We start from the raw sequence: 22,931 nt of genomic DNA, 5'->3' as shown, positions 1-22,931 counted from the left end.
CCCTCCACTTTATTTGTAAATTGCAAGTATTCGTGAATAAAAATTACCCCATTGGGGTAGAACAACAAGGGCTGGATTTCGCCATCGCTTGGTTTAAGAGTCGAATGGAGCGAATGACGGTCTCTTTTTCAAAATCGTTCATGTGCGAGAAAACTTCCTCTAAATACGCGTTCATTTGCTGGTCTATTGTCGCGGCCACATATTTTCCTTCCGTCGTTAACGAAAGGATATACACCCTGCGGTCGTCCGGATCGGGAATTTTTTTCACTAACTTCATTTTGATCAAGGATTGGATTTGTCGGCTAAAGGTTGTGATATCGGTCCCCAACGCCTCCGCTACTTTCTGAATGGACGGTTTATGCTGACGATCAATTTCGTAAAGAATATGGCTTTGGACTAAAGATATGTCGAAGCCGCCGATCGAACAGCAATTTTTATTCAGAAACCCAAAACGTCGGGTCATGATTTGAAGTAATTCGCGGACGCTTTCCACTGTGGTTCACCTCTTACTTTGTTATACAGTATTTATTTGTATTTTGCAAGTATCATATGGATGGATGTTCGGATGAAGCTGCGTCTCAATGTAGACAATGAAAAACCTCCACTCATCTGAAACCGATAAATGGAGGTGGGTGTTAATTGATATTATAATTCTGCCCTGGACACTTTTACTAATTCGATACGCTTCTCATTCGCTCCTTCAACTTTAAACACAACGCCATTGAACTCAATGGAAGGACGGTCGTTTATGCCTGGGATCCTTCCCAACTGATTTATTATGAAGCCGCTTAGTGTGTCGTATTCTTCCGTCGGCAAATCAATCTTCAAGTATTCTTGGACTTCGTCAAGGCTCATTGTTCCTTCCATCAGATACGTATTCTCATCGAGCTTTTCGACCGCTCGCTCTTCCTCGTCATGCTCGTCAAGAATGCTTCCGACGATTTCCTCCAGCAAATCTTCAATGGTGACGATACCGGCTGTTCCACCGTACTCATCGATAACAACGGCCATATGAACTTTGTTCTTTTGCAAATCTTTGAACAGCTCGTCGGTCTTCTTGGAGAATGGAACCAGATACGGCGCTCGGATCAATTTCATTACATCGAAAACCTCTTCATCGCTTCGTTCCATACATCGAAGCAGGTCCTTTACATGCAATATCCCGACGATATTATCCATGTGATCTTCATAAACCGGAAACCTTGTATATTGTTCCGCATTGATCAACGCGGTTATTTCCTTTAAAGTGGCATGGATCGGAATACCGACGACGTGCGTTCTATGCGTCATAATGTCGAACACAATCTTATTGTCGAAATCGAATATATTGTCGATCATCATCTTTTCAGCTTCTTGAATCGTCCCTTTTTCCTTCCCTACATCCACCATCATCCGAATTTCTTCTTCCGTTATCTCCTCTTCTTTCGCGTGAGGATCTACGCCGAATAATCTAACCAACAGGTTGGTCGATAACGTCAATAATTTCACGAATGGAGATGTAACGATCGACAAAGCATTTAACGGGACTGCAGCAATTCTGGATATGGGCTCGGCCTTTTGCATTGCGAGTCTTTTGGGCACAAGTTCGCCAAGCACCAATGTAAAATAGGATAAGATCAATGTGATGACAATGACCGAAATATTTTCAAGCCATTCTTTGGATAAAGGTACTCCGGCTGCGTATAAAAATTCAGACAATTGACCGGAAAAACTCTCGGCGGCAAAGGCGCTCGCCAAAAAACCCGCAAGCGTTATGCCGATTTGGATCGTGGCTAGGAAACGGCTCGGTTCGCTCAGAAGATGATGCAGCAGCCTCGCCTTCTTGTCCCCTGCTTCCGCCATTACTTTGATCTTGTTATCGTTTAATGAGATCAAAGCGATTTCCGAAGCGGCGAAAAAGGCGTTCAATACGATAAGTACGAGTAGAACCATGATTGCTGTTAACAACTTATTCTCAACCTCCATCATTTTTAAAAGATGATAAATTAAAAAACGATGGAGAGAATTTATAGCCTGCGATAATAGGTTGTTTTCAAATTGCACCTGACTCTAATCGTCATTACAGCATGAATGCTGTTGCCCGGTTCGTCCGGTTCCTCCGGCTCATCGTCCATATTTTCCCCTCCTTAATCTGGATATATTTATTATAAAAGAATGACTGTATTCAGCGCAAAAGCTTATTTTCTCAATTGAGGAATTTATAAGGCGACCCTCTGGTGTACTTTTATCATGCTGCTTTGTTATTTAGGTTCTCTAAAATTTCATGCAACTCTGCCCCATCCTGCCCAACCACACCAACGAACTCGTGGCCGTGTGGTTTTCACGATCAGGATTGGTATTGTTCTTCGCTGACCTTTTCCATCCAGTCAACGGTCTTGCCGTCGAGACGTTCCTGAATGGCGATGTGCGTCATGGCCGTGGTCGGCGTAGCGCCGTGCCAATGTTTCTCACCCGGTGCGAACCAGATCACGTCACCTGGACGAATTTCCTCGACCGGACCACCCCAGCGTTGTACCCGGCCACAGCCAGCCGTCACGATTAAGGTCTGGCCAAGCGGGTGGGTGTGCCATGCTGTCCGAGCGCCGGGCTCGAACGTAACACTGGCTCCGACCACGCGTGCAGGGTGGGATGCCTCGAACAGCGGATCAATGCGTACCGTGCCGGTAAAATACTCGGACGGTCCTTTGCCGGAAGGTTGTGAACCAATTCTTTTGATGTCCATTTTCTGAATACCTCCATTTTGAATCATTCGAAAAGCGACTGTGGAGTCATTTGTTGATTCATATTATGTATCTTTCTTAATAATCTGTCTAACTCGCTCACCGATGTTTTCCATTCAAGCCTCCAAAAAAGGAAAGAGCCCCAATACAAATTTACATTCGGGACTCTTCTTGATGTTTAACCTTTTTATTGTCCCTTTGTAAAAAACTCGGAAAGTGAATATTTCAGACCCATAGAGCCATTAAGTTAATGAGTGAGAGCCACTTCGTTAATAAAATAGAGCCACGATGTTAATGTACAGAGCCAAAATGGGACTAAACTAACGGGAGGATAGCAATCACGGTTCTTGAGTGATGTCCCTAACGTAAGTCACAAGTGACTTATCAATTCTCCCGTGTGCTCATTAAACTTCGCAAACGCGCAGCCGTATCCGTTGAAGCGGTATAAATCATGATCTTCAGATCCGGATTGGCCGGCGGTTGCAAGGTCACATGTTCAAATTCAATCTCTCCGATACGAGGATCGTACCTGCGTTTGTGGCGATCTATTACGACCTGAACGTCATGCAGCGGCCATATCTCGCGAAACAGCTGACTGATCTGCATTAATTCCTCAATAAGCTCCTTAAACCTTGCATCATTAGGGAAGTGTGCGTAATCCGCACGAAAGTGTGCAATCAGTGCTCGTGCTTCCCACTCCTTAAGGTTCGATCCTAGCCTGGCGTCCGTCAAAAGATGTCTCATCCAATTGGGTCTATGCTGCATATGATTTGAAAATGACGGTAATCGGAAAATGAACTCAGCTGCTTTGTTCCATAACAACAAATCCCAATATCGCCCAATAACAAATGCCGGATTCGGTTCAAGCGCCCTTATCGTCCGTTCCAAACCTACATTTAATTGCTGATCTTCTACCTTTTTCAGTTGTACCGGTCTTGCAAGAAGATGGAGATGGTGACGTTCATCCTCAGTCAATCGCAGCGCTTTTGCAATATTATTTAGTACATCCTCTGATGGATTGACACTTCTGCCTTGCTCCAGAGAGGTATACCATGATGTTCCGATATGGGCAAGCTGGGCTACTTCTTCCCTTCGAAGCCCCCGGGTCCGTCGTCGTCCATAGGATACTAACCCTACATCTTCCGGAGTAAGACGTTCTCGACGCGAACGTAAAAATTCACCTAACAACATTCTGTAGGAAATATTTTCCATTATTGCCCCTCCTTATCCTGACACTTCCAATCATACGATAAACGCAGGAAGGAAGCTGCTTGCACATTTTATTATACTGCCAGTGTAGCGTCTAAAAAAACTTAGGAGGATTTGAAAAATGAACGTTTTTGTAACAGGAGCCACAGGTAAAGTAGGAAGCCGTTTTGTTCCGCGTTTGTTACAGCGCGGTCATCAAGCTAAACTGTTGGTAAGGGACGCTGCAAAAGCAGAGTGGCTACACCAGCAAGGCGCTGAAGTAATTGAAGGCGATCTTTTGCAGCCGGACAATTATGTTGACGCTCTCCGGGGCACTGATGTTGTGGTTCACTTAGCAGCACAGTTCCGTGGTGTAGACGAGAACACCACCAGAACGGCAAACTTCGATGGTACTATAGCTTTAGCTCGTGCTGCGTTAGAAACGGATGTGCCAAGGTTTGTTTTTTCCAGTACCAATAACGTGTACGGTTCGGTGGACCGTTCGAGACCAAACCGTGAAGATGACGAGCTCAGCCCCGTTTTTCCTTATCCTCAAAGCAAAGTTGAGGCCGAAGAGGCGCTGCTACGGCTTCATCGCGAACAGGGATTGGGAGTGCGCATCGTTCGGCTTCCATTTGTTTATGGCGAGCGCGATCCCCACATCACGGAAAGTCTGCCGTTTTTTCGTAATTGGAATCCAGCCAAACGAATCCATATGGTACACCATGCGGACGTAAGTCAAGCCCTGATGCTCGCAGCTTCCACACCAGGTATTGATGGCCGAATCTATAATGTTGCTGACGATGCACCGATCTCCGTTGCGGAGTTGTTTCAGCTTCATAATAGCGAAATTTCGTCAGAAGCGCAGCAGCAGGAATTTAATCCATGGGACATGATCGTCGATACTACGCGTATAAGAGACGAATTACATTATCGACCGATTTACCCGTCGTTCTATACGGCAAGAGATGCAGGTGCAATTTAATAAAATTGAAGGTACCCGAGTAGTCATTTGATCTGTTGAACTAACGAAGACGAAAGTTGAAAAATGTAAATGGGAGAGCCCTCATATTCTGATGGCTCTCCTTATTAACTTGCTTGCTCTTTTTCGTTAACATAGTGGCTCTCACTAATTAACCAAGTGGCTCTACCGCACTGAAATATTCAACCAGAAAATCTCGTCCTGGAAACCGAAGCTTTGCATTGTACATATCCGCATGCTAGCATAAATCTATTGAATTCTTACCGCCACTTCATGTGTCTTCAAACATAGTTCAGCTGCCTTAGGGAATTTAATTAACCTCCATGGGGAATAATAGAATACTTCAAATATATGGGATCTTAACTATCACTGTAGTTCCAAAACCAATCTGACTTTCTATCCCTACCCCATAACCTTCTCCAAACAGCAGCTTTATCCTGTTATCTATATTGGAAAGACCGATACTGTTCCCATCAAAATTGTCTTTCACTCTCTCCGAATGTTCCATATTCAGTTTCGCTTTAATGCTTTCGAGTTCAACTTTACCTATCCCTTTTCCAGAATCCGATACTTGAAAACATACATCTCCATTAGCATCTATTTTACCGCTCACACGAAGATGTCCTCCTGCGTCAATACTTTCAAGTCCATGATATACGGAGTTCTCAACGATGGGCTGCAATATCATTTTAGGTGTTCTCATTTCCAATAGCTTTTCATCAACATCTACTTCCATAGAAAACTTGTCTTCATATCTAATCGAGATAATTTTCATATATGCCTTAATACACTCAATTTCTTCACTTATCAAAACAAGTTCGTCTTTTTTAATACTATATCGAAATATCTTTGACATACATGAAGTTATCTGCGCTATTTCCTTGCTGCCGTATTCAAGTCCGATACTGCTTATGCAATTTAATGTATTATAAAGGAAATGCGGGTTTATTTGACTTTGTAACGCAGAAAATTCAGCCTGCTTTTTGCTCAACTCTGACTCATATAATCTTGCCTGAGTATTAAATATACTTCTTGTCATCTCTTCCATCTTGTCAATCATGCTATTTATATCATATGCCAATACGCCAACTTCATTTGTTGAGCGCACCTTTACCCTAAAGCCCATGTCTCTTCCACCAATTTTTCTCATATCTGCTACAAGACCCATCACAGGTCGAGTCAGACTATTTAAGAAAAAATACCCCAGAATAATCATACTTAGAATTATACCAATTCCTGCTACAATACTAATATTTTTAATAGCATTCATGTCATTTGTCAGTTCATGCACCGGAATAATACTTACTATACGCCACCCATCCGCCTGCTCCAAGCCTTTTTCCTGAACGATTACGTCTTCCCCATTTATTTTTGTTTTTACCCCAATGGTATAACTATTCCTATCTACTGAAAGTATATCCTTGAATAAAATGCCACGGAAATTTGCATTATTTGATGCGATGACCTCATTTCGGCTGTTTAGTATATACAAAGTAGAGTTAGGCGTCAATTCAGTATTTTCAACAAGTTCTTGCATCTTTTCCGAATTAACCATAACTGAAAAATAGCCTGTTTTTCGAGAAAAATTAACCCCGCCAATAGATTCAATAATTGGTGCTATGTAAAAGAAATATTTCTTTCCTGTTTTTTCGTTTGTTAATATGTTTGTAAACTCTCCTTTTTTATCAGACTCACTATCATTTTTATATTTATTGATAAATTCATCATGTTGATTTAAAAAAAAAAATATCACCGTTTGCAGGAGATAAACTGTAAACTCGTCTTCCTAGGTTGTCATTAATAACGATTCCATTCACATAAGAATTAAAGGACCTCATATATTCCATTAAATCAATTACATAAGTGCCTATTTCAAAACTCCTCTTATAATCATCATCTGCAACGGTAAATTCTTGTATTATTTTATTATTAACAGCTATGTTTGTACTGATTTTTATCTCGTTTAGAACTGAATCTATCTTTTGGCGTGATTGTTCTATCATTTTATCTCCATAATTTGCAGCTCTATTCTGCGTCAGATTATTAAAGCTATAATAGAAATAGAACTCCATTGTTGTAAATATTAGAACCGAAAATAGAAATATAAGTAATATCTGATGTTTTAGTTTCAGTCTACCAATTTGCAAATTCCCCACTCCGATCGTACATCAACTTTTCCTGAATTTCGCAGGAGTTATCCCACATTGTTTCTTAAATACTTTATTGAAATAATAGTAATCAATATATCCTACTTTTGTTGCAATTTCTTCAACTGACAATTCTGTACTTATCAATAGCTCGCGAGCTTTTTTTATCCTCAATTCAGTTACATATTCCGAAAAGGTTTTACCCAATTTTTTTTTAAAAAGTTGGCAGCAATATACTTGGTTTATAAAAAATTTTACGGATAAATCTTTAAGGTATAGCTTGTACTGATAATTATTGTCGATGTATTTAACCATCTGCTTAAAACAAGAGTTTATATCACCTTCATTTATAGACTGGTAACTCAGTTGCTTAATGTATGTAAATATGTCATATAAGAAGCTGCATAATGATTCAAAGTTTTCAAAGCGCTCCTTCAGTTCAGAATAATTTAGGAAATCAAGTTCCAAGTCTCTCAACTCTTCGTAATATGTGCCAATCAGTACACTGACCACTTGATTCCATAAATAAACCACCTCTCCCATACCTAAGTTATTATGTTTGAAGAAATACATAAGTCTTTTCATTATGTCATCCATTTCTTCAAACCTTTTCTCTTGAATAATAGAAGTTATTTCATCTATAAACGGCTTGACCAAATTAAGCTTTTGGTCATATTCAAATATACCTTTTTCTTCATATAAAAATATTTTTGATGCTGCGATATCCGATTCCTTGATAAGTTTTGCGATATCTCCATAATTATTTGAAATTCTGCTAATTCCTACTATTTTTATATCTGAACCAGCAAAAACTGCAAAATCAAATCCATCATCCAAATCAATTCTTTTTTCACTTTTGAGAATATATAGTGTCTTTTTTGAGCCAAGTTCAACTTCCAATGTATTTTTAGTATCGAAAAACTTTATATTATTATAATCCTTATTCTCACTATTTGAATAAATTATAATTACACGAAAATAATAGTCCGATGAATGATCAAAAAGGTGAGTTAATCGTTTTAATTCACTTTTATCAGTTGAGGTTAGAGCTTCTAATATAAGGTTATTTCTAATACTTCTCTTTTTGGAAAAATGCAATGCCAGCTTTTCTATTAATGGATCTGCCATCTCAATATCAATGGGCTTTAGGCAATAGTCCAGCGCACCATACCTTAAGGCCTCCAGCGCATACGCAAACTCAGCGAAACCGCTTACAATAATAAACTCAACATCCAGTTCCTTTTCTTTGGTCATCCTGATAAGGTCAAGGCCGGAAATTTCAGGCATTCTTATATCTGTAATAACCAGATCAGGACACTCCTCGCATATAAACTCAAATGCCTTATGGGCGCTTGTAAATTGGCCTGTTATTTCGAACCCGTATTTATTCCAGTTAAATGCATTCCGTATTCCTTTTATCGCCCACGGTTCATCATCTACAATAATCACACTATACATAAAAGTAACCCCCTTGATAGCTGATTTTGTTTTACCTAACAAGACGGCTAGGCGTTCCATCATAAAGACCGATGACATGTCATCGGCCTTTATGAATTGATTATAACTTATTTATTATTTCTTTTGTGCTTGCATTGCCTTGTAAATTTTCACATTTTCATCCATAACCGCCTGTCCGCCTGCTGCCATATACTCTTTAACCAGCTTATCATACAAACTGTCGAATTCTGAAGGCTTAACGACTATAAGTTTATCAGTCATTTGTTTGCTCAAATCACCAAGTGTTTTGCCAAACTTAATTTTGGACTCATTTGGCGTATCGAAGAAGTATTCTGTGTAAGCGTCCGTAGTATTGATTTTGTATGATTGTTCTGCAACCTCTTCCAATCCCGGAAACACTGAAGCTAAAGCCTTAATATTCTTCTCAGGGTCTCCCAGCTCCGGACCATTGACAACCAATGTATAATCAAGATTCAGATAGACGGTATGCATATTGTCCCCTGTTTGATTGATAACCTGCGGAATACCATTAACCATCTTGTGATTAACCCCTTCCTCACCGTATTGCAGGAAGAATAACACTTCGGGGCTGGACATCCAGTTCAGGTATTTAATGGCTAGTTCTGCATTTTTACTGCTCTTGGGGATAAAAACAAAAATTCCATTTTCGTTGTACGCGATTTTCTTGTATTTGCCTTCATAATTCATAAAAGTGTCAATCGGAACAAAGTTTGCTTCAGGCACATTTGCTTTTAACGGATCACTAATATTTTGCCTAAATGCATAATCCCAGTTTGCACTGAAGAATCCGACTTTACCGTTTGTAACGTCAGCATCCGCTTGCTGCATTGTTTTGTCCAAAGCAAAATCAGGGCTGATTAATTTTTCATGATAGAGCTTGTTGAGGAACTTTAGTGCTTCCTTGTTTCCGGGTCTTAGCCAACTCGGAGCTGTAACGAATTCTTCCTCCGACTGCTCCTCCCAGAATGATTCGAATAAATTACCGGTGCCATAGTTCATACCGGTTGCTGCCAATCCCCAAGGGATAACTCCATCTACGCCTCCAGGATTTTTATCTCTGAATGCAACTAAAGCATTATATAATTCATCTCGGGTAGTAGGAAGCGGCATCCCCAATTTATCGAGCCAATCCTTTCTAATAAACGAACCAGTCCATGCTAGTGCAGTCCTTTTAGCAGGTATTGCCATCTGTTTTCCGTCAAAAACTCCATAAGAAAGAACTTTCTCGCCCAGATAATTCGTTAATTCCTTTCCATGCTCGGCCAATAAATCATCCAGTTGCATAATGCCATTAACTTTAGCATATCTCGATACGGTAGCGCTGTCATAAGTAAATGCGAGATCAGGCGCCTCACCAGCTGCCATTAATACATTGAGCTGGTCAATTTCCTGCGACCGGGGTACCGTAACAAATTTCACAATAGCATTGTTCTGTTTCCCAAAATTATCATTGATATACCTTGTCCAAGTATTATTGTTCAAATCCGGCTGTCCCTGTATTCCTCTGTCAAATACTTCAACCGTTAATGTAACCGGCGGTTCTGAAGGCGTTGCATCTCCCGTTGACGTTGTATTGCTTTCTTTTGTATTGCTTTCTGTTGATTTATCGCCGCTGCATCCTGCCAATGCACTCATTATTAGCGTCAAAACCAGTAATAGAGACAACATTTTTTTAGTTTTCATTTTTTAACCTCACCTTTTCACTTAGTCATTTCGAAAAGTCATAGCCATTGGTACTAGCGCCTCCTGATTGGTAAAATACCACCCCTTTCTAGCCGACAAGTTTATTGACAAGCAATATGTGAAAGCTCTCTCCAAGCTCTAATCCCTTGATCGGGGCTCCTTCATCCCTTAATTGCCCCCATCATTACACCATCAACAAAGTATTTTTGAAGTTTGGGGTAAACAAGTAATATAGGAACTGTTGCAAACATTACACTTGCAGCTTTCAATGACTCTGGAACAATAAAGGCACCAATGCTGCCTTCACCATCTAGCAGTTGATTTGCAGTAATGATTTGGTACAGTTTTAATTGAATCGGATACAAATTCTTTTCTGTCACATAAAAAAGCGCATCCTGAAAACCATTCCATCTACCAACCGCGTAAAAGAGGCTTAAAGTTGCTATAGAAGGCAAAGATAACGGAAGAACAATCCGTACAAGTGTCCCCAGGTCATTACAACCATCTATAGCTGCGGATTCTTCCAAGCTTTCCGGAAGTGATTCAAAAAAGGTTTTTAGTATTATCAAATTGAAAACACTCAAAGCGCCAGGCAAAATTAAGCTCCACATCGTATTTATCAAGTGCAGGTTTTTCACCAGAATATAGTCAGGTATTAAACCCCCGCTAAAATACATGGTTATTATCATGATTGTCAAAATAAAGTCTCTTCCTCTTAATCTCTTCTTTGTAAGCGGATACGCTGCACAAATTGTTAAAAACATACTTATTATTGTGTATAAAATAGTAAGCACAATCGTGTACCCAAGTGAATAAATCATGTCTATATCGCTTAAGATAGTTTTATATGTTTCAATTGTGAAGTCTACCGGCCAAAGAGTAACCTTCTGAGAAATAATTGCACTATTTGAGCTTAAAGAAAGGGCAATCATATATAAAAATGGAACAATACAGGTAATTGATACTCCAGTAATGAATAATATAATCGATATATCAACTAAATTAGTTCTTCGCGTTCTACTCAACAAATTCACACTCCTCACCAAATTCCCTGCTCACCAATTTTTTTAGCAATAAAATTTGCTCCCACTAAAAATACCAACCCTACAACAGATTGAAATAGTCCAACTGCTGTTGCCTGTGAAAAATCCCCAGACCCAATTCCTATCCTGTATACATATGTACTGATTACATCGGAGTATTCACTAACCAGTGAATTCCCCAAAACATATGGCCGATCAAACCCTATCGAGACCATCCTTCCAATTTGTAGGATAAGCAAAATCATAATTGTAGCCTTAATTCCAGGCAAGGTAATATGCCATATTTTACGAAGTCTGCTGCACCCGTCAATATCTGAAGCCTCGTATAACTCCTTATTTATTCCAGTCATTGCCGCTAAATATAATATTGTGCCCCATCCTGCATTTTGCCATATCCCAATAACCACATACATTATTATCCAGTTACTATTTTGAGAAAGAAACTCAACTTTATCAAAACCAAGGCTAGTTAAGACAGTATTCGCCATACCTCCTGAAGAAAACATCAGGTATGCCATGCCTCCAATAATGACCCAGGATAAGAAGTGCGGTAAATATAGAACAGTTTGGGTTGCTTTTTTAAATCTTACATACCGGAGTTCATTCAACAAAATTGCCAGAATTATTGGTGCCGGGAAACCCGCCACCAAATCCAGAAAGTTTAAAACAAGTGTATTTTTAAGAGCACGGTAAAAGCTATTTTGCTCAAAAATGAATTTGAAGACGTCAAGCCCAACCCACTCGCTCCCGCTAATTCCCTCGAAAATGTTATAATCCTGGAAAGCCATCAATACACCATATATTGGAGCATATTTAAATATGATGATGTACGCCATTGGCAGCAGTAAGAGTAAATATAATAGAGCATCTCTTTTTATGATATGTACGATACTGTTTTTTCTTTTTATTGTGATATTGTCTCTATAGTTGTCTAAAACCGCTTTCATTAATATCATTCCTCTTTGAATAAGAATAATTTGCGATAAAGATCTTATAAGGGTATCTCATGCAACTAAGTATACTCACATGAATTATTAATAAAATGGATTATCTTAAATGAATTTTTGTAATAAATTTTTCTATTCTAGGAGTCTGTCCGACGGTTTGAAACGATTCCCAGCGATTTCTCCTCCCTTCCCCCTAATCCCAACAGCAAAATAGTTGACGCTGAGGCAGGGGGAAAGCAGGGATTAAGGGAACAGGGTTGAAGGGAAACAAGAGAAAGAAATCGAGGAAAGGTAAGATCGGACAAGATATTGAAGGGGAATACAGGGAACGACGCCGTCATAATGCTTCTGTAGCATTTTTGCGACCTCTACCATCGGAGTCAAACGGCAACGCAACCCCCACTGAATCCAATCTTGAAGCACCATTGGGGCAATCGAAGCTGGATAACGGTAGACCTCTTGCAAGATCAATCTCATCCGGTAGGCTTTGGCTGTGTCTAGATCGCAGTCTTTCAGTTTGGCGATGGTTTCTTGTTGAGATTCGGTCAGGTTCTCCGGATTCTTTAACCACCGGTAACGAGTGTCTTTCAATAATGCGCTGCTTTTGCGCTCCTTGCGGCGCACTTCATCTACTGCTTCATTCGCAGCCCCTTCGGGAAATTCTCTTCGGTGTTTAATGAACGCCGGAGACATATCCATGCAGACCTCCGTCACATTCTCTACCTTGCCACCATGGGCTTCAAACTGTTTCTTGCATTCCGCCCAGTGCCCGAGTCTCTTCCTTTAGTTACGAAGATGACGTTCTTTTGTTCGGGATCCATGAAGATCGTAATGTAATTATGGCCCCGCTTGGCTGACGTTTCATCCGTATTAATCTTCGTCACGTAGGACAAGTCTTGTGCCGCGATCGCGTTATCTACATAATGATGGAGAATTCGCCATAGCCTTGTATCATGCTCACCCACTAAGCGGCTTACGGCATTCATAGGCATATCTTTGGCCAACTTCATGATGAGCGCATCGAAGTAGAGGGTAAAGTAGTGTTTGGGTTTATCGAGCGCCCACGGAACATTCACCCGCATCATCCGGTTGCAATTTCCGCAATCCGTCCGAGGAAGTTCGGCATGGATATAACAAGGATATTCAAAGAAGTTAGGGTGCCGCCATATACGATCACGATCTGCTATGTCTTTCACCGGCTGATGGGTTGCTCCACAATCCGAGCAGGTAAAGAGAGCCCTTTTTACGGAATTTTACATACACATCCAGTTGTTTTAACTCAAGACTAAAACTGACCCAATCAATATACCATGGTTCCGGAATGTGAAGGAGCTCTTCGAGTTGTCCTTCTGTGAAAGTTACTGCAAACATATGAAAACACCTCTCGTCTACTGGTCTCTTAAATTCCAGTATTGACAGGTGTTTCAATTAGTAACAGCGAAGAAGCTATTTTCCTGACGTAATGTAAATGTAAGATTGATAAGTTACAGTAATCTAGAGGTGACAATATGGATATTAAACTCTTGATTGTAGAAGATGACGAAGATATCCGCGAAGCAGTGAGTGCATATCTGCTTGATGCTGGATACAAGGTGGATGCTTGCTCGAACGGCGATGACGCGCTAAATCTTTTTTATAAAAAAAACTACCACCTTGTAATTCTGGATATCATGCTTCCCGGAATGAACGGGCATGAGCTTTTAAAGGAATTCAGAAAACTCCAGGACGCACCTGTACTCATGCTGACCGCGCTGGATGATACTGAAAATGAAATAAGGGCATTTACCAATGATGCAGACGATTATGTCACAAAGCCTTTTGACATGCAAGTGCTGCTAAAACGAATCGAGGCTCTGCTGCGTCGGGGCGGTGTGCTGCAAAAAGAAATCCGTATAGGAAGTCTGACATTATATCCAGAATTCTATAGAGTTGATTATAACGGGATGGACATTCCGCTTACACCAAAAGAATTTGAAATCCTTATGCTTATGGCGTACAACAACGGGAAAATCATTCCACACGAAACACTGCTCACACGGATTTGGGGCTACAATACCGATATGACGGAAGGGGTTGTACATGTTAATATCAAACGGCTTCGCGATAAATTTCCCGTCAATATCATAAGAACCGTCAAAGGAGTGGGCTATAGTCTGGAGGTAGGCACAATATGAAGAGAAAAAAGATTGGAATTTTCTGGAAAGTTTTCCTATATACCTTATCCTTTCTCATCGCGGTCATCGGACTGACAGCACTTTTATTCGCACAGCAATTTGAAAATATCTTTGAAGAAGGAAGAAATCAGTTTGTCACAAACAATGTCAGGCCGCTTGTTGAGCAGCTTAACGGAAAGTCAGAAACCGAAATCAAGGCTTTAGCCAAAGTATTTCACGAACAGAACATATATTTACAATTTTATATCATGAAAAGTGATGGTGAGCTGCTGTACGAAACGCCTGTTTTATGGTTCAAATACGAGGGTAACGATGTACAAAAACAAGATGTACCAAATTTGAATCCTGGGATAAACAATGATGAAATAATGAAAATAATGCCCGAGTATATAACCTTTCCACTTTCCAACGGTATGACGCTATATGTGATTAATCTGTTGACAGAGAACGACATAGATTTTTCTCTCGCAGGCAAAATTGTTATAGCGCTTTTGGTAATGCTGCTGATCAGCATCTTTGTCTCCTTTGTTTTTGCACGCTACATTACAAAACCGATAGTAACTCTCACTGAGGTTACCGAAAAAATGTCAAGAATGGAGAACGTGCCAATCCCGAAGGAACGAAATGACGAAATCGGGTTGCTGACAAATGATGTATACAAAATGTATTCTTCGCTGAAAATAGAAATAGAACGCGTGAAGGAAATTGAGGAGAACCAGCGGTATTTCTTTTCGGCTGCCTCCCACGAGCTCAAAACACCCGTCGCCTCAGCAATGGTATTGTTACAGGGAATGCTGGATAACATCGGGGATTATAAAGACCACTCCAAATATCTGCGCAAATGCATTGACAAAATGAATACGCAAAGCAGAATTATATCAGAGATGCTGGAAATCGTCCGTTTAGCCGATGGGAAAACACCGTTGCAATACGAAAGCTTCAATGTACGGTCTATCGTAGAGTCCGTGCTGGGCTCCCACCAGTTGCTGATTGACGCGAAGGAGTTGAGCGTAACAGTTGATTTGCCGGATTCGCTGGTCTGCCATACTGACAGGAATATGCTCAGCCGCTCACTTTCCAATGTCATTATGAATGCTGTGCAGAATACCCCTGAAAAGGAGAAAATTCAGATTTGGAGTGAAGATAGAGAAAATCATGTGGTACGGTTATGCGTTCTGAATACGGGGGTGCATATTAGCGTAGAAATCCTGTCGAAACTGTTTGAACCGTTTTTCAGGGTGGACAAGGCAAGAAGCAGGAGCCAGAGCCGGAGCGGGTTGGGCCTTACCATTGTGGGGAAAACCCTGGAGCTTATCCAAGTGGCCTACTCACTTGAAAACACGCCAGAGGGAGTTCTCTTCTGGATGGAGTTACCTAATTGCAATGAAAGATGAAAAAATATAAATACAACTTTACCGGCGGACGAAAACCGTCGGTATTTTTTTTCGCAATCATATGATTTGTAAGATTGGCGTAAGGAACAACTGCTATTCTGAGTACATCAAATATAAAGGAGTGAATAGCTATGTATCTACTGAAAAAAGCAGCTAAAAATTTATTAAAAAACAAAACGATGAAGTGGATTGGAATTATCCTTACCGGCTTGTGTGGGGTGGTGTTGTTAGGCGGTGATAAAGTAACATCAGGAATATTACTGATTGTCACAATGATTATTATGCTTTTACCCATCAAACAAAACAAAATTCTCTGCTGGGTTCGTCTTGGGTTCGTTTGTGTTATGTTTTGTTTGGTGATTTGGAATATATCCACCACAGAACTTCCGGGTGATAGGTTTGCAAAAATTCAAAACGGACCACCGAATGAAACCTATTCAACAGGATTTAGATTTTTAGATCAGTTGATCCATATTTTCAAAGGATTTTTAGAGGGAAGAGTTTTCATTCACGAACCACGATGATTATAATTCATGTAATCAAGTCGCAGTATAAGCATTTTCGATAGAATTGTTTCTAAAGATGGATTGTACTTGCCCTGTTCCAGTTCACTTAGAGTTGCTTGAGAAATTCCGATTAAGTTTGAGAATTCATTTTGATTTAATTGGTTTGTTTTACGAATGACTCTGATACGATCTCCTAAGCTTGCTTGCAACGCCATCTCTCCTTTCGAGTGAAAAAAATGTCCCGATGGAAACAATCATCGGGACATTCTAGGGACAATTAGCACTTCAGTATGTTTTGTCGCTTCAGAACAAGACTTTATTGTAATTTTTTCCTCAGAACAACACTTTATTGTTTAGAACAAAACTTTATTGTAATTTATCAAGAACCTTGTTTACCCGCAAACTCCTCACTCCACCGTCACGCTCTTCGCCAGGTTGCGCGGCTTGTCGACGTCGTTGCCGCGGGCGAGCGAGACGTAGTACGCGAGCAGCTGCAGCGGCACAACCGACAATGCCGGAGTAAGCAGCGGCAGCGTGCGCGGGATGTACAGCACGTCGTCCACCGACTTCGCCATCTCCGCGTCGCCTTCGTTCGCGATGCCGAGCACCCGGGCGCCGCGAGCTTTCACTTCGACGATGTTGCTCAGCGTCTTCTCGAACAGCGCCTCTTGCGTGGCAAGAGCGATCACCGGCACGCCTTCCGTGATCAACGCGAGCGTACCATGCTTCAACTCGCCGGCCGCATACGCTTCGGAATGAATATACGAAATTTCCTTCAGCTTCAAGGATCCTTCCTGAACAACCGTATAGTCGAGGCCGCGTCCGATGTAGAACAAATTGTCAACGTCTTTGATTTGCTCCGACACGCGCTTGATCACATCGGCTTGATCCAATACCCGCTCCACCTGCTCCGGCAGCTTCTCCATCGCATCGATCGTTGCCGAAACCGTACCGGCGTCCACCGTACCCAGCGTTTGAGCAAAGTACAGCCCAAGAAGATAAAACGCGATAAGCTGCGAAGTGTACGCCTTCGTGGAAGCGACCGCAATCTCCGGACCCGCCAGCGTGACGATCACGTCGTCCGCATCGCGCGCCACCGATGAGCCGACTACGTTCGTGATCGCGAGCACGCGTGCGCCTTGGCGCTTCGCTTCGCGCATAGCCGCCAACGTATCCGCCGTCTCCCCCGACTGGGATACGACGATAACCAACGTATCCTTATTTATGATCGGATCGCGGTATCTATATTCAGAAGCGACATCCGTCTCCACCGGAATGCGCGTTAACCGTTCGATTACCGTTTTCCCTACAAGACCCGCATGATACGCCGTACCGCACGCCACGATGTGCACACGGCGAATGTCGCGAATGTAGTCTGCCGTCATGCCTACCTCGGGCAGTACGACCCGCCCGCCGTCAATGCGAGGATTCATTGTGTCGCGGTATGCTTTCGGCTGCTCGTAAATTTCCTTCAGCATGAAGTGGTCGAAGCCGCCCTTCTCCGCCGTCTGCATATCCCAGTCTACGCGATACGTATCCCGGGACACCGGGCCGCCTTCCAAATCCGTCAGCGTGACGCCGTCCTTCGTCAACACCGCCATCTCGCCGTCGTTCAAAATATATACTTCGCGGGTATATTCAAGAATCGCCGGTATGTCGGACGCTATGAAGTTCTCGTTTTCTCCCACTCCTATGATGAGCGGAGAATGCATGCGCACCGCCACCAATTTATCCGGCTCGTTCTCGGCGAGCACGCCCAAGCCGTATGCGCCGTGAATCCGCTTGACCGCCTTGCGGACAGCCGCAACGATATCGCCCTCGTACAAATCGGAAACCAGGTGAGCGATCACTTCCGTGTCCGTCTCCGATTCGAACACGTAGCCTTTCGCGATGAGCTCTTCTTTCAGTTGGATGTAGTTCTCGATGATGCCGTTATGCACGACGGAAATCTTCTTCTGAACGTTCGTATGAGGGTGGGAATTGACGTCGGACGGTTTGCCGTGCGTAGCCCAACGCGTATGCCCGATCCCGATCGAACCGCTAAGCGGCGCGCCCGTCAACTGATCTTCCAACACAGCGAGGCGGCCTTTCGCTTTCTTCACTTGCAGCCCTTTATCCGTATACACTGCAATACCGGCGGAATCGTATCCGCGGTACTCCAGCTTCTTCAAGCCTTCAATCAATATATTTTGCGAATCTCTATGACCAATATATCCAACAATACCGCACATTTATAAAAAACCTCCGAAATAATTAGATTTTGGAAAAATAGCGCATGAAACCATAGCCTCGGCTGTTGCCGAAACTTGATAAAAGAGACAACACGAAACTAACCATGTCTCGAAAGAAAACAAGGTGAAAATCATATAATCGTACAATGAAAAAAAGACGCTCGAATCCCGTACTCTTTAAACAATACAAATCATGCCGCCTTCTGGGAAATTTGTCGGAGAGGTCGCCCTCTCGTTTTCATTGCCCAATCTCGGCCTAGCGGCGCTGCCGGGAGGTCCCCGCCGAACGGTTCCTCGAACACCTCCACCTCGTCAACTTGGCGCGCACTTCGCACATATCGGGTTTCCGCGGCTTAAAAAGCCCCCCGTCGTTTCGCAAGCTCCCGCTTGACGAAACCTCGCTCCGTGCGCCGCACAAGTTCTGGCGCTTATGCTGCAGTAACGTCTGCCCTCTCTTTCTGTCTCAAAGTCATATCCCTATATTATTCATTTCGCCCCCCAATGGCAACTTATATTTGCTGAGATCAGCCAAAATGGGACAAATTGGTCTAAGACCAACGTGTAGTTTTGCTCCAATGTCACAAATCGTAAAGGCCGGATTTCCGCGCTGCAACCGCGGAGCCGGCCTCCTCACTCAATATTTTCAATTCCCTGAGGCAGCGGAAGAAGCGGCATCCTCCGCCCCGAGCTCAGCCCGGACGACATCGGCGATGCGCGCAACGTGCGCTTCGATGACGTCTTTGTCCGGACCTTCGGCCATGACGCGAATAAGCGACTCCGTACCGGACGGACGCACCAACACGCGGCCGTTATCGCCGAACTCATCTTCAACCGCCTTGACGGCCGCTTCAATCGCAGTGTTATCCTTAAACTTGCTCTTGTCGGCTACTCGAACGTTCACAAGAACTTGAGGGAACTTCTGCATAATTCCGCGCAGCTCGCTCAGCGGCTTCCCGGATTTTACGACCGTGCTCGCCAACTGCAGCGCAGTAAGAATACCGTCGCCGGTCGTATTGTAGTCGAGGAAGATGACGTGGCCGGATTGCTCCCCGCCAAGGTTGTAACCGCCCTTTCGCATCTCCTCCATCACGTAACGGTCGCCAACGGCCGTCTGAGCGGTGTTCAACCCTAATTCGCGAGCCGCTTTAAAGAAGCCGATGTTGCTCATCACTGTCGTAACGACCGTGTCGGCTTTCAGACGGCCTTCCCGCCGCATCGCATCACCGCAGATGCAGAGGATAAAGTCGCCGTCCACTTCGTCACCGTTATCATCCACGGCAATCAACCGGTCGGCGTCGCCGTCGAACGACAGCCCTAAATTCGCTCCATGGCGCACCGTTTCAGCCCGGATGAGCTCCGTATGGGTCGAACCGACACCTTCGTTAATGTTAAGCCCATCGGGAGATGCTCCTACCGTTACAACCTCCGCGCCAAGCTCGGCAAATATGCGCGGCGCCAATTCATACGCCGCTCCGTGCGCGCAATCGAGGACAACCTTCAAGCCGTCCAGACGAACCGGCGTCACCGACCGCAAGTAGTCCGCGTACACCCATTTCGCTTTTTCGTCGTCGCGGACGAACCCTAATCCGCTGCCGACCGGACGCGGCAGGTCGTCGCTTTCCGCGTCCATCAAGCGCTCGATTTCCAGCTCCGTCTCATCGCTTAGCTTAAAGCCGTCGCAGCCGAAAAATTTAATCCCGTTATCTTCCACCGGGTTATGCGAAGCGGAAATCATGACGCCCGCATCCGCGCCTAATTTTCTTGTCAAATAGGCCACACCGGGCGTCGATAAGATTCCGAGTCTAACGACATCCGCGCCGATCGAAAGCAAGCCCGCCACCAACGCCGATTCCAGCATCGGTCCGGAAATTCGCGTATCGCGTCCGATCACTACCACCGGACGTTCGCCACGCCCGCTTTGCCGGGTCAGCACATAGCCGCCGCAGCGTCCGATCCGGTACGCCAACTCGGCCGTCAGCTCTTTGTTTGCGACACCGCGTACGCCGTCTGTTCCGAAATATTTCCCCATAACCCGTTCCCGTCTCCTTCATCCACTCATGATCTGGTTGCGTAACTGTTCAAGTTAATTTTTCTGGTATGTTATAAAACGCAATTCCCCGCCAAAATGTTACTCCGCTAATTCCCCCCGGCGCCATTCCCTTGGCCTTCATTCCCTTGGGCGGCATTTCCTGCATCGTCACTTCCTCCGGCGGAGGACGGATCGGCGCCTGTACCGGCTCCGCCGGCCTCGTCCGGCGCCGCAGCTTCACCCTCGCTTGCCTGCTCGGGCGGTACCGGGTTCTCTTCCGAGCTTCCATCCGTTGCCGGAGCCGGAGCCGCGGCGGCGTCCTCGGCTTTAGCCGCGATTTCCACGGTGACATAGTTCACGTTGCCCGGTACGGTTTTAACGAACGACGGCAAATTATATTCTACCGGCAGCTCATGAGTGCCGGGAGGCATATTGCTTACGTTCACAATCGCCTTTACATCGTCCGATGATAAATTCTGCACAATATCGGGCGCCGCTTCGACGGAAACGTCAAACGAAGTATCCGCCGGAGAAATAACCCTATAACTATACTCATCGCTCTTCCCGTTAATCGTTAGCGGTATGTCCTTCACCGTTGCGGTCATTGCGTTGACGATCGTGATTCTCGCGGTTACGCTATCCGGGCTCACCCGTTCGACCCCGTCCTTCAACGGAATATCGAAATTGAAGTCTGTCGTTTGCGTCAAAGAGCCTAAATCGACCGCCAGCCCGTCGTAAAACTCGAGCGAATTCAAGAACGATTCAGCGCCGTACACGGTCACTTCCGCTGCGCTTTGCTCGAATGAGCCGACCGCAAGCCCCGGAGGCGGAGCGCCGTTCAATTTAATCTGCAGCGGAACGGTCTTGAACGGACTCGTCACCGGCACTTCGACATCGACCACCGGCGGTGAAATCGCGACGTCCACAGGCTGTCCTTGCCCGTCCAAAGCGACAAGCCTTACCTGATCTTTCACGGTTGCCGTCGCCCCCGCTACGCTGACCACCCCGACGATGGACCGAATCTCTTCCGCAACGCTTCCTGAAACCGTCACGTTCACCCGGTTCGGTTCCACGACAGGCTCTCCCGCTTTATATCCGTCGGCCGGCTCGCCTGTGATATTGACAGTTACCGGTATTTCCTTGCGTTGTTTCTCCTCAAGCGTTACGTATACATTCGGCGGATCGATGCTAACCTCCACACCGCCCGGAAAGCCGGCGTGACTCAGCGGCATCAACTGCTCACCAGGTTTGGCGCCGGTCAAATCCAACACCACTTTGTAATCGCGCGTATTTATTTTGCGCAGCGCCGAAGCCGTGCCGCTCACTTCCAGATTGACCTTCTGCGGCTCGATCGACAATAACGTATACCGGTTTTCATCCAACCCGGTAATGCTGATGCTTGCGTCCGTATATTTCAGGGATTCCGTTGCGGGCTTCGTTACCGCCCCGGAATTATCCATATCGAAGCGGACGATAAGCCAAAGCATCACCGCCAGCAGCACGGCGACGACGCGGATGACGTACACGTTTCCGAGCCATCTATCCATGCTGATCCCCCCTCCATCTGGTGAAGAAAGACGTGCGCTCGCGCGGTTTCTTCTTTAAGCGGGGATTCAGCTCTTCATGCAGCTTCGATATGAGCGATTCTTGATCGACTCCTCGCACCATCTGCCCGTGAATCGCAAGCGAAATTTGCCCGGTCTCTTCCGACACGATTACCGTGATGGCGTCGGACACTTCGCTCATGCCGATCGCGGCCCGGTGCCGGGTACCTAGCTCCTTGCTGATGAACGGATTTTCCGACAGCGGCAAATAGCAGCCCGCGGCCATAATTTGGTTGCCTCGAATAATGACGGCTCCGTCATGCAGCGGCGTGTTGGGAATAAAGATGTTCACAAACAGCTCGGTGCTGATCTGCGACTCGAGCTTGATGCCCGACTCGATATATTCGGACAAGCCGGTTTCGCGTTCGAACACGATAAGCGCGCCGATCCGGCGGGACGACATATGGTTCAGCGCGCGAATCACCTGCTCGATGCGGTCGTTCATCGCTTGATCTTCTTCGGTCGCGGGCATCGTAAATATTTTGCCTCTGCCGAGCTGCTCCAACGCGCGTCTTAATTCCGGCTGGAAGATGATGAACACCGCCAGAACCCCAAACGTAAAAAGCTGATTCATCAGCCACTGGAGTGTCAGCAGTCCGAAAATATAACTGACCGCCCACACCGCGACAAGCACGACTATGCCCTTCAGCAATTGAACCGCACGGGTGCCGCGTACAAGCAATATTAATTTATATATGATGTAACTGACGATCGTTACGTCTATAATTTCTTTAATAACGGTCGTCCAAGTCCAATCTTCAAAGAAGTTCACCGGTTTCGTCCCCCCGAACGTATCCCGTGTGC

The 22,931-nt window shown here is 44.5% G+C and carries 19 protein-coding genes and 1 pseudogene; 4 read left to right on the top strand and 16 right to left on the bottom strand.

The genetic code is table 11. From position 1 onward, the window contains the following. Positions 1-43: 43 nt before the first annotated feature. The 4 genes from JET16_RS06810 to JET16_RS06795 form a co-directional block, all read right to left on the bottom strand. Positions 44-493, bottom strand: a complete 450-nt coding sequence (locus JET16_RS06810) for a MarR family winged helix-turn-helix transcriptional regulator (RefSeq protein WP_199615073.1) — start codon at positions 491-493, stop codon at positions 44-46. A 152-nt stretch (positions 494-645) separates the two neighbouring features. Continuing rightward, positions 646-1,947 (bottom strand): hemolysin family protein, encoded by a 1,302-nt coding sequence (locus JET16_RS06805; protein WP_199615072.1) that lies wholly within the window; start codon positions 1,945-1,947, stop codon positions 646-648. 379 nt (positions 1,948-2,326) lie between these two features. Beyond that, positions 2,327-2,722: a (R)-mandelonitrile lyase gene (locus JET16_RS06800; protein WP_199615071.1), complete on the bottom strand. Its 396-nt coding sequence runs from the start codon at positions 2,720-2,722 to the stop codon at positions 2,327-2,329. 382 nt (positions 2,723-3,104) lie between these two features. After that, positions 3,105-3,932, bottom strand: a complete 828-nt coding sequence (locus tag JET16_RS06795) for a helix-turn-helix transcriptional regulator (RefSeq protein WP_199615070.1) — start codon at positions 3,930-3,932, stop codon at positions 3,105-3,107. A 118-nt stretch (positions 3,933-4,050) separates the two neighbouring features. On the opposite strand from JET16_RS06795, the gene JET16_RS06790 reads away from it, so the two are divergent. Further along, positions 4,051-4,893 (top strand): NAD-dependent epimerase/dehydratase family protein, encoded by an 843-nt coding sequence (locus JET16_RS06790; protein ID WP_199615069.1) that lies wholly within the window; start codon positions 4,051-4,053, stop codon positions 4,891-4,893. A 340-nt stretch (positions 4,894-5,233) separates the two neighbouring features. Here the strand turns inward: JET16_RS06790 and JET16_RS30765 are convergent, their stop codons facing one another. From JET16_RS30765 to JET16_RS31235, 7 genes and pseudogenes are all read right to left on the bottom strand, one after another. Continuing rightward, positions 5,234-6,643 (bottom strand): sensor histidine kinase, encoded by a 1,410-nt coding sequence (locus JET16_RS30765; RefSeq protein ID WP_325176626.1) that lies wholly within the window; start codon positions 6,641-6,643, stop codon positions 5,234-5,236. Then, on the bottom strand, positions 6,615-6,893 hold the full coding sequence (locus JET16_RS29980; protein ID WP_233531186.1) for a hypothetical protein: 279 nt from the start codon (positions 6,891-6,893) through the stop codon (positions 6,615-6,617). Before JET16_RS29980 ends, JET16_RS30765 begins: the two co-directional genes overlap by 29 nt. Positions 6,894-7,058: 165 nt before the next feature. Then, positions 7,059-8,495 carry a response regulator transcription factor gene (locus JET16_RS06780; RefSeq protein WP_199615068.1) on the bottom strand — a complete coding sequence of 479 codons (1,437 nt, stop codon included), beginning with the start codon at positions 8,493-8,495 and terminating at the stop codon, positions 7,059-7,061. A gap of 114 nt (positions 8,496-8,609) precedes the next feature. Then, on the bottom strand, positions 8,610-10,199 hold the full coding sequence (locus JET16_RS06775) for an extracellular solute-binding protein (RefSeq protein WP_199615067.1): 1,590 nt from the start codon (positions 10,197-10,199) through the stop codon (positions 8,610-8,612). Positions 10,200-10,360: 161 nt separating this feature from the next. After that, a complete protein-coding gene (locus JET16_RS06770) occupies positions 10,361-11,224 on the bottom strand; it encodes a carbohydrate ABC transporter permease (protein ID WP_233531185.1) in 864 nt (287 codons plus the stop codon). A gap of 14 nt (positions 11,225-11,238) precedes the next feature. Beyond that, entirely contained in the window at positions 11,239-12,189 is a 951-nt protein-coding gene (locus JET16_RS06765) for an ABC transporter permease (protein ID WP_199615066.1), read from the bottom strand. Between the two features lie 327 nt (positions 12,190-12,516). Then, positions 12,517-13,560 (bottom strand): annotated as a pseudogene (locus JET16_RS31235) (ISL3 family transposase); the annotation flags it as partial. Between the two features lie 137 nt (positions 13,561-13,697). Here JET16_RS31235 and JET16_RS06755 point away from each other — a divergent pair. From JET16_RS06755 to JET16_RS06745, 3 genes are all read left to right on the top strand, one after another. Beyond that, entirely contained in the window at positions 13,698-14,363 is a 666-nt protein-coding gene (locus JET16_RS06755) for a response regulator transcription factor (protein ID WP_199615065.1), read from the top strand. Continuing rightward, a complete protein-coding gene (locus tag JET16_RS06750) occupies positions 14,360-15,757 on the top strand; it encodes a sensor histidine kinase (RefSeq protein WP_199615064.1) in 1,398 nt (465 codons plus the stop codon). Before JET16_RS06755 ends, JET16_RS06750 begins: the two co-directional genes overlap by 4 nt. 131 nt (positions 15,758-15,888) lie before the next feature. Continuing rightward, complete coding sequence (locus JET16_RS06745) at positions 15,889-16,281, top strand: hypothetical protein (RefSeq protein WP_199615063.1); 393 nt, start codon at positions 15,889-15,891, stop codon at positions 16,279-16,281. Here the strand turns inward: JET16_RS06745 and JET16_RS06740 are convergent. The 5 genes from JET16_RS06740 to cdaA form a co-directional block, all read right to left on the bottom strand. Next, entirely contained in the window at positions 16,266-16,478 is a 213-nt protein-coding gene (locus tag JET16_RS06740; protein ID WP_199615062.1) for a helix-turn-helix domain-containing protein, read from the bottom strand. The genes JET16_RS06745 and JET16_RS06740 overlap by 16 nt on opposite strands. Before the next feature lie 192 nt (positions 16,479-16,670). Beyond that, positions 16,671-18,494, bottom strand: coding sequence for a glutamine--fructose-6-phosphate transaminase (isomerizing) (glmS, locus tag JET16_RS06735; RefSeq protein WP_199615061.1), 1,824 nt, complete (start codon positions 18,492-18,494; stop codon positions 16,671-16,673). A gap of 643 nt (positions 18,495-19,137) precedes the next feature. Continuing rightward, a complete protein-coding gene (gene glmM / locus JET16_RS06730; protein WP_199615060.1) occupies positions 19,138-20,523 on the bottom strand; it encodes a phosphoglucosamine mutase in 1,386 nt (461 codons plus the stop codon). Positions 20,524-20,630: 107 nt separating this feature from the next. After that, positions 20,631-22,070, bottom strand: coding sequence for a CdaR family protein (locus JET16_RS06725; protein WP_199615059.1), 1,440 nt, complete (start codon positions 22,068-22,070; stop codon positions 20,631-20,633). Further along, the gene (cdaA, locus tag JET16_RS06720; protein WP_325176625.1) at positions 22,063-22,899 is read right to left on the bottom strand and encodes a diadenylate cyclase CdaA; all 837 of its coding nucleotides are present in this window, start codon (positions 22,897-22,899) and stop codon (positions 22,063-22,065) included. The genes JET16_RS06725 and cdaA overlap by 8 nt, the downstream gene beginning before the upstream one ends. Between the last annotated feature and the right edge of the window lie 32 nt (positions 22,900-22,931).

Source organism: Paenibacillus alkalitolerans, assembly GCF_016482785.1.
In the GTDB taxonomy this organism is placed as follows: domain Bacteria; phylum Bacillota; class Bacilli; order Paenibacillales; family YIM-B00363; genus Paenibacillus_AE; species Paenibacillus_AE alkalitolerans.
This window is presented reverse-complemented; position numbering and strand designations above follow the sequence as displayed.

Bases quoted from the DNA above. Each gene is read 5' to 3' on its own strand.
- JET16_RS06800 (WP_199615071.1), bottom strand. From the start codon at position 2,722: ATGGACATCAAAAGAATTGGTTCACAACCTTCCGGCAAAGGACCGTCC.
- JET16_RS06795 (WP_199615070.1), bottom strand. From the start codon at position 3,932: ATGGAAAATATTTCCTACAGAATGTTGTTAGGTGAATTTTTACGTTCG.
- JET16_RS06790 (WP_199615069.1), top strand. From the start codon at position 4,051: ATGAACGTTTTTGTAACAGGAGCCACAGGTAAAGTAGGAAGCCGTTTT.
- JET16_RS29980 (WP_233531186.1), bottom strand. From the start codon at position 6,893: ATGATAGAACAATCACGCCAAAAGATAGATTCAGTTCTAAACGAGATA.
- JET16_RS06780 (WP_199615068.1), bottom strand. From the start codon at position 8,495: ATGTATAGTGTGATTATTGTAGATGATGAACCGTGGGCGATAAAAGGA.
- JET16_RS06775 (WP_199615067.1), bottom strand. From the start codon at position 10,199: ATGAAAACTAAAAAAATGTTGTCTCTATTACTGGTTTTGACGCTAATA.
- JET16_RS06765 (WP_199615066.1), bottom strand. From the start codon at position 12,189: ATGAAAGCGGTTTTAGACAACTATAGAGACAATATCACAATAAAAAGA.
- JET16_RS06755 (WP_199615065.1), top strand. From the start codon at position 13,698: ATGGATATTAAACTCTTGATTGTAGAAGATGACGAAGATATCCGCGAA.
- JET16_RS06750 (WP_199615064.1), top strand. From the start codon at position 14,360: ATGAAGAGAAAAAAGATTGGAATTTTCTGGAAAGTTTTCCTATATACC.
- JET16_RS06745 (WP_199615063.1), top strand. From the start codon at position 15,889: ATGTATCTACTGAAAAAAGCAGCTAAAAATTTATTAAAAAACAAAACG.
- JET16_RS06740 (WP_199615062.1), bottom strand. From the start codon at position 16,478: ATGGCGTTGCAAGCAAGCTTAGGAGATCGTATCAGAGTCATTCGTAAA.
- glmS (WP_199615061.1), bottom strand. From the start codon at position 18,494: ATGTGCGGTATTGTTGGATATATTGGTCATAGAGATTCGCAAAATATA.
- glmM (WP_199615060.1), bottom strand. From the start codon at position 20,523: ATGGGGAAATATTTCGGAACAGACGGCGTACGCGGTGTCGCAAACAAA.
- JET16_RS06725 (WP_199615059.1), bottom strand. From the start codon at position 22,070: ATGGATAGATGGCTCGGAAACGTGTACGTCATCCGCGTCGTCGCCGTG.